Origin of the sequence: Streptomyces sp. AM 2-1-1 (genome assembly GCF_029167645.1) — a bacterium.
GTDB lineage: Bacteria > Actinomycetota > Actinomycetes > Streptomycetales > Streptomycetaceae > Streptomyces.
Map to the genome: position 1 here is coordinate 6,960,341 of NZ_CP119147.1, position 13,943 is coordinate 6,974,283.

Below are 13,943 nucleotides of genomic sequence, written 5' to 3' on the forward strand. Positions count from 1 at the left end.
GAGGAGAGCCCCGTTCACTCCCGGAGGGGAGCCCCGTTCACTCCTGGGGAGGGGCCTCCGCGCCCAGCGGGCGGGCCAGCAGAGGGGCGCCGGGTACCTGGTGGCCACCGCTCGCCAGCATCCGCACCTCGCCCCTGGCGCTGATCTCGGCACGGACGATGCCGGTCTCGTCCTCGTACACGGGGTGCCCTCCCGCCCCGGCGCGCTCCGTGAGCCGGACGACGACGACGTCGTCCTCCGCGCCGAGCGTCTGGAAGATGAGCTCGAAACGTTCCGGATAGTCCATGTGGGCCTCCCGATCGGGCACGACGAACGTCGGACCCCTTGGATTCCATTGTTTCCCACCCTCGCGGTCCGTGCCCGGTCAAGGGAAGGGCCCGTTCGGCCGCTTGTTCTCCGCGAGGGGGCGGACGGGCCCAACGGGCGGAGTGGTTCAGGTCGATCGGGTGGTTCGGCGCGGCGCCGCCCATGGTTGACCGCCGCCCGGGCTAGGCATGCGCACATGAGACTTGATCCCCCCCACATGAAACGTGTCTCCTCGCGCACCCGCACGCTCCGAGCGGTCGGCGCGGTCGTGTGCGCCGTCGCCGTCTCGGCGATGGTGACGGGCTGCGGACAGGACAGTGGCTCCGGGTCGGCGTCGGCCACCTCGGAGGCCGCGAAGGTCATGCCGCACCAGGCCACCACCTCACCCTCGGGGTCGGCCAGCCCGTCTCCGAAGAAGCTGAGCCAGGAGCAGCAGAAGCGCAAGGACGTGCTCGACGCCACGAAGATCACCTTCGACAAGGCCGCCGAGACGGCGGTGGGTGCGGTCTCGGGCAGCACTCTGGTCGACCTGGAGCTCGGCGGGCTCGACGACGACAACGCCAGCGGCAGCCCCAGTCCGTCGGGCAGCCCCAGCCCCAGCCCCAGCGGCAGCTCCAGCCCCAGCGGCAGCCCCAGTCCGTCGGGCAGCCCGAGCCCCAGCGGCAGTTCCGACGACCCCGAATGGGTCGCGCAGGTCGCGGAGGACGACGGCACCGCGCACACCGTCCGGATCGACGCGGTCTCCGGGAAGGTCCTGGACACCACCGAGGACGAGGACCAGGACGCCGACGACAAGAGCCGGCTGGCCGGAATGGTCGACAAGGCGACCCAGACGCCGGAGCAGGCGGCGAAGGTGGCCACCGACAAGCAGAAGGGCTGGGTGACCTCGCTCGCTCTGGAGGAGAACGACGACGACGTCCTCGTCTGGACGGTCGACGTCGTCGACTCCTCATGGAACGAGACCGACTTCGAGATCGACGCCGCCGAGGGAACCGTCGTCGGCGAGGTGACCGAAGAGGAGAACTGATCCCCCCGCCGCCGGCCCCGGTGCGGAGGTGTGCCGCCCGGGCGGCACACCTCCGCACCGCGTTTCCCCGGCGGGTCGCCGCCGGGCGGCGACCCGCCGGCCCCCGGGGCGAGATCCCTCCGGAGCCGGCGTGCGTCCTGCCGCCCGCGAAGACGGCGGGACGCGCGCCGTCACCCCGGAGGGCGCTCCGGCCGCAGCGCGTGGGCGAGTCCGTGCTCCGCGGTGTCCTTGAGTGCCCGGTCGTAGGCCGTCTCGTACGCGGACTCGCCCGCCGCCTCGCGCGCGAGGCGTTCCCACCGGTCGCGGATGGCCCCCAGCTCCGGAGTGCCCCGCTGCGGGTGGCCGACCATCCGCCAGAAGGTCTGCCCCGTCCCGAGGGTGCGCGCCGCCCCCACTCCGTCGCCCTGGGCGGCGATGGCACCGGCGAGCAGGTCGAGCGCGAGAGCTATGCCGAGGCTGTCCCGCAGCTGGTGCTTGCTGGTGAGCATGGCGCGGGCATGGATCTCCGCGTCCTTCGGGCGGCCCCGCAGCATGTGTATGAGCGCGAGTTGGTGGTCCGCGTACCCGCGCGCCCAGCGCTCCCCGTACTCCAGGCTGATCCGCTGGAGTCCGACGGCGTCCTCGTAGGCCTCGTCCAGCCGTCCGAGAGCGGTCAGCGCGAACAGCCGTATGACCCGGCACCGAAGGACGGAGGGAGCGGCGGAGGGCTCCACCGGCAGCTCGCGCAGCGCGCCGTCGCTCACCGCCAGCGCCTCCTGCGGCCGGCCCGCCATGAGGTGGTTGAAACTCACCGTGTGCGCCGCGGAGAGGATCGATTCAGCATCCGCGTCCTCCCGCGCCGAACGGGCGCACTCCTCGCCGACCCCGGAAGCCGCCCCGTGGTCACCCTGCAGGGTGAGGGTGATGCCCAGTGCCCACAGGGCCCGCGTCCGGTCCCTGCCGCCGGCCGGGTGCAGCGCGAGCACCCTCTCCAGGTACGTACGGGCCTGGTGGAGGTGGCCGCAGCAGCTCCAGAAGAGCCCGGCCTGCCCCGCCATGCGCAGCGCGAGGGCCGGGGACGCGACCAGGAGGTGGTCGAGGGCGGCCGACAGGTCCGTGTGGCTCTCGTCGACGCGGCGGTAGCGCGCCAGCTGACGAGGCCCGAGCCACCCGGCGTGCGACCGGTCGGTGACGTCCGCGAAGTGGGCGGCGTGCCGGTCGGCGAGCACTCCTGCCTCCGCGAGTTCCCCGAGCCACATGGCACCGTACTCGCGCAGGGTGTCGAGCATGCGGTAGCCGGCGCCGTCCCGCTGGAGCACCGACTGGGCGGCGAGCCGCTCCAGACCGCGGGCCACCCCGTCCGCGGTGAGGGGCCCGCCGGCGCAGACCGCCTGTGCGTCCGCCGGCCGGATCACTCCGCGGAAGACGGAGAGCCGGGCCCACAACAGCCGTTCGATCGGTGAGCACAGCTCGTGACTCCAGCCGATCGTCGTGCGCAGCGCCCGGTGGCGCCGGGGCCACGTGGTGTCGTCCACCAGGGTGCCGAGCCGCGAACCGAGCCGGTCGAGGAGTTCCTCCACCTCCGACTCCCGCAACCGGGCGCAGGCGAGTTCGACGGCGAGCGGGATCCCCTCCAGACGGCGGCAGATCTCGCCCACCGCCGCCGCCGCCACCGGCAGGTCGAGCCGCCGGTCCGGCGCGGTGAGCGCGGCCCGTTCCCGGAAGAGGCGCTGCGCGTCGCTCCCGGGCGCCAGTGGCGGTACCTCCACGGCACACTCGCCGACCACGTCGAGGGGCTCCCGGCTGGTCGCCAGCACCCGGAGCCCCGGCGCCGCGGCGAGCAGCTGCTCCACCAGGTCGCGGCAGGCGGCCAGAACCCGCTCGCAGCAGTCCAGGACGAGCAGCAGCCGCTGGTCGGCCAGCCACTCGCTCAGCGCCTCCACGGGACGGCGCCGGCTGTGGTCCAGCAGACCGACCGCGTCGCAGACGGCCGTGGTCAGCGACGCGTCACCGTGCAGGTGCGAGAGGTCGGCCCAGCAGACACCGCCGGTGTACCGGCCGGCGGTCCGGTCCGCGACGTGGAGCGCGAGACGGCTCTTGCCTATGCCGCCGGGCCCCGTGAGAGTGACCAGCCGGTGTTCGTCCAGTGCCCGCTCGGTCCGGTCCAGCTCACCGCTTCTGCCGATGAAACTGGTCGTGACGACGGGTGGGTTGCCCATCACGGGGGTCATCCTGCCTCTCCCGGCGGCGCGCCTCCCCGCCTTGGGGAGAAGCAGTCAAAAAAGGCCGACATGTGATGCTCCGGCCGACGGTAATTGGCGTGAATGTCCGTGGCGCTGCGCGACCGGAGGACTCCCACGGAGCCGGCCGCGCCCCGGCCCCGGCCCCCACCACCGCGGGTGGTGGTCCCGGGCGGAGTTCATCAGGGCCGCAGCACGAGCTTCCCGACGGTACGGCGCGCGAGCAGGTCCTCGTGCGCCCGCCGGGCCTCGGCCAGCGGGTAGTCGCCGCCGGTGAGAGGCTTCAGGCGGCCCCGCGACAGCAGGTCGAGGAGCTCGCCGAGCGCCGTGGAGAACGCATCCGGACGGGAGAGCGACCTGCCCAGCTGGAACCCGGTCACCGACGCGTTCAGCATCAGGAGCCGGCCCGTGTCCAGCGGCGCCGGCGCGGACCGCGAGGCGTTGCCGTAAGTGACGATCCTGCCGTGCTCCGCGAGCGAGGCCAGTCCCTGGTCGAAGAGCGCGCCTCCGGAGGCGTCCAGCACGATGTCCGCCTTCCCGGTGAGCGGATACTCCACCGCCTCGTCCGCACCCGCCTCCAGGGCGGCGGCCCGTTTCGCGGACGTCGAGGCGACCGCCACCACCCGGCCGGCGCCGAACTCCCGGGCCAGCTGGACCGCCAGATTCCCCACCCCGCCCGCGGCGGCGTGCACCACCACCGTCTCGCCCGGCACGAGCCGGGCCGCCGACTTCAGCAGGTGCCAGGCGGTGAGACCCTGCATCAGCAGGGAGAGCGCCTGTCCGGCGTCGACCTCCTCGGGGAGAACGACCATGGTGGCGGGATCGGCGCTCACCCGCTCCGCGTATCCCGACCGCACTCTCGCCAGGACCCGTCGGCCGTCCTCGGCGCGTGCGACGACTTCGGTACCCGGGATGTACGGATGGCCGCTCGGCGCGGGGTACGTACCGTCGGTGACGAGGGTGTCGACGAAGTTCACCCCGGCCGCTTCGACCTCGAGGAGCACGCGTCCCGGCGCGGCGACCGGGTCGGGTACCTCCGCGTACTCGAGGACCTCGGGGCCACCGGTCGTGCGGACGTGGATCGCGTGCATGCGGGTCACCGTTTCGACGGGGGAACAGGAGCCTCCACCTGCCCGGACGACACCGGGAACGAGGCACCGGGCACGTTATCGAACGTCACCGGCAGGTCCCAGCCGGGCTGTCCCAGCACGTCGAACACGTGATGCGCGCGGTCCGGACCGGTGGAGAGCACCCGCAGGACTCCCGGCACGGCTATGCCCGGCAGGACCAGGCGGTACAGGTCGGAGGCGAGGAGGAGCAGGCTGTCCGGACCGTCCGCCACGGTGGACACCAACTGTAATCCGGTGAACGCACCCACCAGTACGTTCGCGGTCTCGAGCGGGTCGATGTGCTCGAACACCTCGCCCTGGGAACGCCCTTCGGCGAGCAGGGTCGCGATGACGTCCCGCCACTGCGGCCACGGTCCACCGAAGAACGGCCGCGCGTTCTGGTCGGCGGCCAGCCGTGCCGCGCCCCTGAGCAGGGGCTCGCGGGGCAGCCGGTACGCCAGGAGCAACCCCAGGTCCACCACGGCCTGCATCTTCACCGGGTTGTCCGGCTTGACGATGACCGCGTGCTGGAGCACCGCGTGCGCGAGCGCCTCCTTGCCGGAGAAGTGGAAGTAGAGAGACCCCTTGGTGACCCCGGCGAGGGACATGATCTCGCTGATGGTGGACGCTTCGTACCCGTTCGACGCGAACACCTCGGCCGCGGCCTCCAGCACGGTGTATCGCGTTCTGATGGCCCGCTCCTGCTGCGCCATGGCAGACTCCTTCGGTCCGTTCGCCCGGTCGCCCTGCCGCGCGGCGCGTCTCGTGACGAGGCGGGCGCGAAACAGACGCGCCGGTATGTTACCCCTGCTCACGGGCCCCGACTCCCGTGCTTGAAACGGGGACTGACGGACCGGCACTCCCCGCGCGAGGCGCCACCCCACACATGCCTCGACGCGCCCCCGGCCCCGGCCCCGGACCCGCGTCCGGGCCCTCGCTGCGCCGACCGACCGCCCCGGGGACGGCTGCCTGTACGGTTTCCGGGACCGTACGGACGGGCCGTCGGGTGAACGGAGCTGGGCACACATGGGATCGCTCACCGGCAGGACCGCACTGGTGACCGGCGCGAGCCGCGGTATCGGACGCGGGATCGCCAGGCGCCTCGCCGCGGACGGCGCACTCGTCGCCGTCCACTACGCGAGCAACGAGGAAGCCGCCGCGCGGACGGTCGCCGACATCCGTCAGGCCGGCGGGCGCTGCTTCCCGGTGCGGGCCGAACTCGGCGTCGACGGGGACGTGCGGACCCTGTTCGACGCCTTCGACGCCGGTGCCCATGAGCAGGGGGACGGCCCGCGGCTCGACATCCTGGTCAACAACGCCGCCGTCAGCATCTCTTCGCGCATCGAGGATCTACGGGCCGAGGACTTCGACCGGCTGATCGCCGTCAACACCCGGGCCCCGCTCTTCGTCACCCAGGAAGCGCTGAAGCGGATGGGGGAGGGCGGACGCATCATCAACCTTTCCTCCGCCGCCAGCAGGAAAGCGCTCCCGCGCACCCTCGCGTACTCCATGAGCAAGGGAGCGGTGGACTCCCTGACCCGCACCCTCGCCGAGGAGTTGGGGCCCCGCGGCATCACCGTGAACGCCGTGGCACCGGGCTTCGTCGAAACGGAGATGAACGCCGCACGGCGCGCCACCGAAGAGGCGCGGCACGCGATCGCCGCACTCTCGGTCTTCCGTCGGATCGGCCGTCCCGACGACATCGCCGGCATCGTCGCCTTCCTGGCGTCCGACGACTCCCGGTGGATCACCGGCCAGTACATCGACGCCACGGGCGGCAGCGCGCTCTGAGCGGGCCGGTGCGAGGCGGTCCGGGTGCCCCGCCTCACCGGCTCCCGGGGTCCGGATCTCCGGTGCCGGCGAGCGCGTGGAGGCCGGGCAGGTTGACGACGATCGCCTCCTGGGTGCTGCGGGCGATGACGACGACCGCCTCTTCGGCGGGATCGGGGTTCTCCTCGCGGTGCGGTACGTACGGGGGTACGAAGACGTAGTCGCCCGGTGAGGTACGCAGACGTACCTCCCGCGTCCCCCCGTCGTCGGCCGGTTCGAGGAAGACGAACTCCGGGTGCCCGCTGACCACGTGGATGGCGGTCTCGGACGCGCCGTGGTGGTGGTCCGAGGACGCGGTCGCGGGCGCCACGTGCGTCTGCCCCATCCACAGCTTCTCGGAGCCGGTGGTGCTCCCGCTGATGGCGGCGAATCTGCGCATGCCGCCGGACTGCGCCGTGTCGCCGTCGAGCCGACCGGCGCGGACGTGGTGCAGACGGGTGCGCGGGGAGCCCGCTGCCGGGTGGTCCGGTGCGCCGGCCAGGTGCGGGTGGAAGCCCTCGCCGGGGTGGGTCAGCGGATCGCTCATGCGCGCGACTCTATGCGGTCCGCCCCCGGGCGGGGCGGCCCGGGCCGGACGACGGGTTCCGCGCCGGGCCCTCCGCGTGATCCGAGGCGGACGGAAGCCGCTTCCGCACGTGTACACGGGGGCTTCGGCGGAGAGTTGCGTGCCCGGGGGAGGTGTCGGGCGCGCACCGGGAGCGGCGACGCCTGGAAGGCCGAGCCGTTCCCCGGCGCCGTCGAGGGTTCGCAGGCCCCGTCGAAGGCCCGTGAGGCGCGCGTCAGGACGCGCCTCACGGGCAGTTCTGGGGACGGGCCGACCGGGCCGGAGCCGAGCGGAGCCGGTGATCCGTGCCGCGGCCGCTCGCGCGCGGACGGCAGAACTAGGCCGCACCCGCGGTGAGGCGGCCGACCGCCTCGCGCGTCAGCGCGCGCGGATGCGGTTCGGGGTCGAGGGCGCGGTGCAGGGCCATTCCCTCGATCAGGGCGTCGACCTGACGCGCGGTGTCCGGGTCGAAGCACCGCTCCAGGAGGCTCCGGCTGCGGAGCATCCAGGCCCGGGTCAGTTCCCGGTACTCGGGGCGGCGGGCGGCGAGGGTGTAGAGCTCCTGGGCGAGGACGAGATCGCGCTGCGGTCCCTGCGAGAGCGCGTGGATGAGGTCGGTGACCGCCTCGCGGGCCTGTTCGACGGAGGCCACCCCGGTGAGGTGGTGCTCGAAGACGGCCACGATGTGGCCGGCGAAACGGCCGAAGGCCTCGCGCAGCAACCCGTCCATGCCGTCGAAGTGGTACGTCATCGAACCGAGGGGTACCCGGGCCCGTGCCGCGATCTTGCGGTGCGAGACGCCGGCCACGCCGTCGTCGGCGATCAGATCGAGCGTGGCGGCGAGGATCCGCTCGCGCCGCTCCGGATCCGCCTGCCCGGTCGCCATCAGATGTCGCGCACGGGGCGGGCGGGATTGCCCACCGCGACGACGTTGGCGGGGACGTCCCTGGTGACCACGGAGCCGGCGCCGACGACCGCGTTGTCACCGATCGACACGCCGGGGCACACGATGACGCCGCCGCCGAGCCAGACGTTGTCACCGATGGTGATGGGGAGCGCCGCTTCCAGCTTGTCCCGGCGGGGCTGCGGGTCCACCGGGTGCGTGGGGGTGAGGAGTTGTACGTTCGGACCGATCTGGCAGTCCTCACCGATCGTGATCCGGGCGACGTCCAGGGCGGTCAGATGGTAGTTGATGAAGGTGCGGGCTCCGACGGTGATGTTGCTGCCGTAGTCGACGAAGAGGGGCGGTCGCACGTCGACGCCTTCCCCCACCGAACCGAGCAGCTCGGTCAGGACGGCCCCGGCCCGCTCGGTGTCCGCGAGGTACGCCTGGGTGTAGGAGGCGGCCAGCCGCATCGCGTGCCGTTGGCGCTGCGCGATCTCGGGGTCGTCGGCGATGTACAGGTCCCCCGCGAGCATGCGCTCCAGCGGGGTGCGCGGGTCGTCGGCAAAGTAGTCCGTCGTCGTCATGCGTACGATCGTACACCTTGTCGGCCGTTGTCCGGCGACCGCGGTCCACGGCTTCGGCCCTCCTCGGGGCGCAGGCGAACACCAGGTGAACGGGCCTGCCCCGCGGCGTCGCGCGGGCCGCCTATCATGCGCCGCATGCGACGTCACGTCACCACGCGCCTGCTGCTCGGATCGGCGGCAACACCCCTTCTGGCCCTCGGACTCGCCGTCCCCGCCGTCGCGGACGGACCTCCCGCCCCGGCGGCCCCGGCGGTCACCCTGCTGCCCCCGCTGCCGTTGACGCTGGGGGACGGGGCTCCGTGCACCGCCGCCTCCGAGCGCACGGCGTCGAGCGGATCGTGGGTGCGCAGGACGCTCGGCTACTCCCGGGCGCAGGAACTGAGCCGCGGGGCCGGAGTGACCGTCGCCGTCGTGGACACCGGGGTGGGCGGCGCGGTACCCGTCCTGGCCGGGCGGGTGTCCGCCCTTGCGGGCGCGGGCACGGACTGCGTCGGGCACGGCAGCTTCCTGGCCGGCGTCATCGCCGCCGCCCCCGCCGAGGGGTCGGGTGTCGTCGGTATCGCCCCCGCGGCCGACGTGCTGGCCGTCTCCGGCACGGACGACCGCGGCGCGTGGGAAGCGGCCCTGGTGGCGGACGGCATCCGCAGCGCGGTGGACGCCGGTGCGGACGTCGTCTGCACGGGAGCCGCGTTGCGTTCCGGGAGGGGCGTACTGACGGCCGCCGTGAGGTACGCGACCGCGCACGACGTCCTCGTCGTCGCACCGGCGGCGCCGGACCTCGCGGCGGACACCCGGGGCGACGCCCCGCCCCCGTCAGGACCGTACTGGCCCGCCGCCGTACCGGAGGTGCTGGCCGTCGTCGACTTCGGTCCCGACGGCTCCCGCCCGGCGGAGGCGCCGGACGCCTACCGGCCGGACCTGGCCGCGCCGGGCGACCAGGTCGTGGGCGTCGGACCGCGCGGCCAGGGGCACTGGATCGGTTCGGGTTCCTCCATAGCCGCCGCGACGGCGGCGGGCGCCGCGGCCCTCGTACGCGCCCGCCACCCCACGATGCCCGCCGCCGAGGTCTCCCGTCAGCTCACCGAGGCCTCCTACCCGGCGGACGTGCCGCGCCTCGACCCGTACGCCGCACTGGCCACCGTGCTGCCGGAGGGGCGCACCGCCGCGGCGGCCCCCGCGGCGCCGGTGCGGATGCCCGCGGCCGCTGACCCGCAGCCCGGCAGGCGGGCGCTGGTGGTCGCCGGCGCGGGCCTGGCCGTGGTGCTGCTGGTCGCCGGGGCGCTGGCCGTCGTCCCGCTCGGCCGTGCGCGCAAGTGGGTTCCGCAGGGGCGCCGGCTCCCCGGCGGCCGGTGACGCGGCGACCCGCCCGCGTGGTGGCGGGCGGTGAGCCCGGGCCCGCTCACCTCACTCAGGCTCCTCCAGCACCGGGGTCTGGATCTGGACGGTCTTGCGGCGGTGCAGCCGTACGGCCCGTCCGGGCGGCAGGATGCGGCCTTTCACGTTGCCGAAGAGGTACCCCTCGCTGGGCGGGCAGGACATCAGCAGGGCGGGTGTGTTGACCTCCTGCAGCCGCCGCATCAGCCCGTCGTTGAGCGCCCGTCCCGCGCCGGCGGCGGAGCGCGCGACGATGACGTGGAGGCCGGTCTCCCAGCCCAGTGCGAGGTGGTCCAGGAGCGGAGCGAATGGCTGGGTGACGTTGTTCGCGCCGACCATGTCGTAATCGTCCACCAGAACGAACAGCCGGGGCCCGGTCCACCAGTCGCAGAGCTTCATCCGGGACGGAACGATCTCCTGGCCCGGCACCCGGCGCTTGACCGCGCGGGACGCGCCGTCCACCAGGTCCTTGAGCACGTCCATGGAGACCGCGTGACCCAGCCGGTACTCGGCCGGGACGCTCTCGACCAGCTCACGGCGGTAGTCGACGACCATGATGCGCGCCTCTTCGGGCGTGTAGCGGTCGGTGATCGCCTTGGCCATGAGCCGCAGCAGGTTGGTCTTGCCGCTCTCCGAGTCTCCCACCACGATCATGTGCGGGTTCTCGGAGAAGTCGTGCCGCACGACGGAGAGCTCATCCTCCTCCAGGCCGATCGCCACCCTGAAGTCGCCTTCGGGTGAGGGAAGTTCCGCAAGGGGAAGTCGGGTCGGAAGCATCCGGACGGGGGGTGCCGGCTCGCCCGTCCAGTTCTCCGCGACCGCCGCGACCAGCGCGGCGACCCCGTCCGTGAGATCGTCGCCGTCCCGCACCCCGTCGACGCGGGGGAGCGCCGCGAGGAAGTGCAGTCTGCCCTCCTGCGTGAGTCCGCGCCCGGGACTGCGGGGCACCCCGGCCGCCTTGCGGGTGTCGATGCCCGAGTCCATCGGATCGCCCATCCGCAGCTCCAGACGGGTGCCCGCCTGGTCCCGCACCGCCGCGGACAGCTCCACCCACCGCGCCGTGCTGATGACCAGGTGGACCCCGTAGTTCAGACCGCGGGCCGCGATGGCGTTGAACGTCTGGAGGTGCCGGTCGAAGTCCTGGCGCAGGGTGGACCAGCCGTCCACGACGAGGAAGACGTCGCCGTGCGGTTCGTCGTCGAACTCGCCCGCCGCCCGCCGCCGGCGGTAGGCCGCCATGGAGTCGATCCCGTGGTCGAGGAAGAACTGCTCGCGCCGGCCGAGCAGCGAGGTCACCTCGGAGACGGTACGGCCGACCCGCTCGGTGTCGAGCCGTCCGGCGACGCCGCTCACGTGCGGCAGACCCGCCAGGCCGGTGAGCGTGCCGCCGCCGAAGTCGAGGCAGTAGAACTGGACCTCCCGCGGGGTGTGGGTGAGCGCGAGAGCGGTGATCAACGTGCGTACGAGCGTGCTCTTCCCGCTCTGCGGGCCGCCGGCGATCGCCAGATGGCCACCGGCGCCGGAGAGGTCGACGGTGAGCGGGTCGCGGCGCTGGTCGAAGGGCCGGTCGACGATCCCCACCGGCACCCGGAGCGAGCCGCCGCCGCGGTCGAAGAGCGCCGGGCGACCGCCGCCCGGCGCCGGCCGGGGGAGGAGCTGGTCCAGGGTGGCGGGCAGATCCAACGGCGGCAGCCACACCTGGTGCGCCGGCGGACCCGCGTCGCGCAGCCGGCCGAGAGCGACCGACAGCAGCGTCTCGCTCTCCTCCTCGGTCTCCGCGCTCTCCTCGGGGGCGTCCGGCAGCTCCCGGGGCACCACCCAGCCCGACGTCCACGGCATGATCTGACTCGCCACCCGCGCCCGGACGACCGCGCCCCGACGCTGGTGGTACGGCCCCGACACGTAGGCGGCCTGGAACCGGGTGAGGGCCTCCACCCCGCTCTTGAGGAAGCCGCTGCCCGGCTGGGGCGGCAGCTCGTAGGCGTCCACGACCCCCAGCACGCCGCGGCTCTCCATCGCCGAGAACGTCCGCAGCCCGATCCGGTACGAGAGATGGCTCTCCAGCTGGTGCATGCGGCCCTCGTCGAGCCGCTGGGAAGCGAGCAGGAGGTGCACGCCCAGACTCCGCCCGAGCCTGCCGATCATGACGAACAGCTCCATGAACTCGCGATGGCTGGAGAGCAGTTCGCTGAACTCGTCGACCACGACGAAGAGACTCGGCAGCGGGGCGAGCGACACGCCGGACAGCCGCGCGCGTTCGTACTCCAGCGCCGAGGTGTAGTTGCCCGCGGCCCGCAACAGCTCCTGACGCCTGATCAACTCACCGTGCAGGGCGTCCTGCATGCGGGCGACGAGCGCCACCTCGTCGGCGAGGTTGGTGATGACCGCCGAGGTGTGGGGGAGTTCGTCCAGCCCGAGGAAGGTCGCGCCCCCCTTGAAGTCGACCAGGACGAAGTTGAGGGTCTCGGAGGAGTTGGTGAGCGCGAGCCCCAGGACCAGCGTGCGCAGCAGCTCGCTCTTGCCCGAGCCGGTCGCGCCGATGAGCATGCCGTGCGGGCCCGTTCCACCCTGCGCGGACTCCTTGATGTCGAGCATCACCGGGCGGCCCTCCCGGCCCACGGCGATCGGTACCCGAAGACTCGCGGCCCCGGTGCTCCGCCTCCACAGCTCCACCGGCTGGTGCCGGTGCAGGTCCGGTATCCCCAGCAAGGTGCTCAGCTCGACGTCTCCGGTGACCGCCTCGCCCGCGTCGTCGCCGAGACTGGTACGGAACGGGGCGATCAGTTTGGCGAGGGACCGGGCGCCGACGGGGCCCAGGCGGTCCGGCGTGCCGAGCGAGGTGGACTGCTCCTTGCGGTCCCGGTCGGTCCGCACCAGACAGACGGTCCCGCCCCGGACGTCGAGACGCAGGGTGGTGCGCCCCGGGCTCCAGTCGAGCGCACCGGAGAGATCGAGAACCACGGCGTTGCGGTATCCGTCGCGGTCCAGGCGGTGGCCGGCCGGCACCGCGCACCCGTCGACCACGATCACGGTGAAGGGCTCGTCACGGCCGGGCGCAGCCTCCGGATCGCAGGAGGGCCGCTCCTCGAACTCCGCCCCGAGCATGTTCTCCAGCTCGTCGAAGGCCGAGACGATACGGCGGGCGGGCCCGGCGCCGTCCTGTTCGTGCGGATGCAGCGTGTGCGGCAGCCACTTCGCCCACTCCCAGGCGGACCGCCGCTCGTCCGCGACACAGAACGCCAGCCACAGGTCGTCGGGGGAGTGGAACACCGCCAGCTGGGCGATCAGGCTCCGGACGGCGGCGCGCACCTCCTCTTCCTCACCGCGCAGCAGCACCTTCGACCAGGCGCGCAGATAGACCGCGATGGGCTGCTCCGGCACGGTCGAGTAGGCCCTGATGAAACTGCGCAGCGCGTGGGCGGTCAGCGGTTCGAGGTCCTCGACCGGCTTCGTGGTCAGCGGAGTCAGCCGCAGTCCGAGGCGCTGCTCGCCGACGCCGATGCGGACCTCCGCGAAGTCGGCGTCCGAGGAACGCCGTTCCCAGAGACGGCTGGTGCGCGCGACGGCCGCCAGGGCGTCCGGCGCCGGGTGCCGCCAGGCCAGAGCCTCCTGCTGCTCGACCACGGCCGCACGGACGGTGCGCCGGGTCTGCGCCAGGTAGCGGAGGTAGTCCCGCCGCTCCCCCTTCAGCCGCTGCTTGCGTTCGGCGCTGCGGCGCATGACCTGACCGAGCATCATCGCCGCCGACGCGAGCACCATGAGGCCGAGCGCGAGGTACATGAAGCTTCCGCCGCTGCCCGACCCGGGCCGCATGAACATCAGCATCATCGAGACCGACATCATGGCCATCGGGAGGTAGGTCCAGATCGCCGAGGAGTCCGGAACCGTCTCGGCCAGCGTGGGCGGCTCCTGGAGGTCCAGCTCTCCCGAAGGCACTTCGGGACCGCGTCGGCGAGCCGGTCTGCGGAACAGCACCACGGTCACTCTTCAGTCTCCTCGTCGGCCATCAAGAATTCACCTTCCATACGTTCCGGCGACAGGGAAACTCTTCTTTCCCGGATGCC

General features: G+C 73.0%; 11 protein-coding genes. 3 read left to right on the top strand and 8 right to left on the bottom strand.

Going from position 1 to position 13,943, the window contains the following annotated elements; all coding sequences use genetic code 11:
- Nucleotides 1–37: 37 nt before the first annotated feature.
- On the bottom strand, nucleotides 38–286 hold the full coding sequence (locus tag PZB77_RS30070; protein WP_275495776.1) for a DUF6296 family protein: 249 nt from the start codon (nucleotides 284–286) through the stop codon (nucleotides 38–40).
- Nucleotides 287–523: 237 nt separating this feature from the next.
- On the opposite strand from PZB77_RS30070, the gene PZB77_RS30075 reads away from it, so the two are divergent.
- Complete coding sequence (locus PZB77_RS30075; protein WP_275495777.1) at nucleotides 524–1,333, top strand: PepSY domain-containing protein; 810 nt, start codon at nucleotides 524–526, stop codon at nucleotides 1,331–1,333.
- Between the two features lie 170 nt (nucleotides 1,334–1,503).
- Here the strand turns inward: PZB77_RS30075 and PZB77_RS30080 are convergent, their stop codons facing one another.
- The 3 genes from PZB77_RS30080 to PZB77_RS30090 all read right to left on the bottom strand — a co-directional run bounded on the left by PZB77_RS30080 (nucleotide 1,504) and on the right by PZB77_RS30090 (nucleotide 5,374).
- The gene (locus PZB77_RS30080) at nucleotides 1,504–3,531 is read right to left on the bottom strand and encodes an NB-ARC domain-containing protein (protein ID WP_275496282.1); all 2,028 of its coding nucleotides are present in this window, start codon (nucleotides 3,529–3,531) and stop codon (nucleotides 1,504–1,506) included.
- Nucleotides 3,532–3,734: 203 nt separating this feature from the next.
- Complete coding sequence (locus PZB77_RS30085; RefSeq protein ID WP_275495778.1) at nucleotides 3,735–4,643, bottom strand: zinc-binding dehydrogenase; 909 nt, start codon at nucleotides 4,641–4,643, stop codon at nucleotides 3,735–3,737.
- A 5-nt stretch (nucleotides 4,644–4,648) separates the two neighbouring features.
- Nucleotides 4,649–5,374, bottom strand: a complete 726-nt coding sequence (locus tag PZB77_RS30090; protein ID WP_275495779.1) for a ScbR family autoregulator-binding transcription factor — start codon at nucleotides 5,372–5,374, stop codon at nucleotides 4,649–4,651.
- 313 nt (nucleotides 5,375–5,687) lie between these two features.
- Between PZB77_RS30090 and PZB77_RS30095 the strand changes: the two genes are divergently transcribed.
- Entirely contained in the window at nucleotides 5,688–6,452 is a 765-nt protein-coding gene (locus PZB77_RS30095; protein ID WP_275495780.1) for an SDR family oxidoreductase, read from the top strand.
- A 34-nt stretch (nucleotides 6,453–6,486) separates the two neighbouring features.
- Here the strand turns inward: PZB77_RS30095 and PZB77_RS30100 are convergent, their stop codons facing one another.
- The 3 genes from PZB77_RS30100 to PZB77_RS30110 all read right to left on the bottom strand — a co-directional run bounded on the left by PZB77_RS30100 (nucleotide 6,487) and on the right by PZB77_RS30110 (nucleotide 8,505).
- Nucleotides 6,487–7,017, bottom strand: a complete 531-nt coding sequence (locus PZB77_RS30100) for a cupin domain-containing protein (RefSeq protein ID WP_275495781.1) — start codon at nucleotides 7,015–7,017, stop codon at nucleotides 6,487–6,489.
- A gap of 355 nt (nucleotides 7,018–7,372) precedes the next feature.
- Nucleotides 7,373–7,921: a TetR family transcriptional regulator gene (locus tag PZB77_RS30105; protein WP_275495782.1), complete on the bottom strand. Its 549-nt coding sequence runs from the start codon at nucleotides 7,919–7,921 to the stop codon at nucleotides 7,373–7,375.
- Nucleotides 7,921–8,505 (bottom strand): sugar O-acetyltransferase, encoded by a 585-nt coding sequence (locus PZB77_RS30110; protein WP_275495783.1) that lies wholly within the window; start codon nucleotides 8,503–8,505, stop codon nucleotides 7,921–7,923. Before PZB77_RS30110 ends, PZB77_RS30105 begins: the two co-directional genes overlap by 1 nt.
- Before the next feature lie 135 nt (nucleotides 8,506–8,640).
- Here PZB77_RS30110 and PZB77_RS30115 point away from each other — a divergent pair, with 135 nt between their 5' ends.
- Nucleotides 8,641–9,858, top strand: coding sequence for a S8 family serine peptidase (locus PZB77_RS30115; protein WP_275495784.1), 1,218 nt, complete (start codon nucleotides 8,641–8,643; stop codon nucleotides 9,856–9,858).
- A 51-nt stretch (nucleotides 9,859–9,909) separates the two neighbouring features.
- Here PZB77_RS30115 and eccCa read toward each other — a convergent pair whose 3' ends face one another.
- Nucleotides 9,910–13,863, bottom strand: a complete 3,954-nt coding sequence (gene eccCa, locus PZB77_RS30120) for a type VII secretion protein EccCa (RefSeq protein WP_275495785.1) — start codon at nucleotides 13,861–13,863, stop codon at nucleotides 9,910–9,912.
- Between the last annotated feature and the right edge of the window lie 80 nt (nucleotides 13,864–13,943).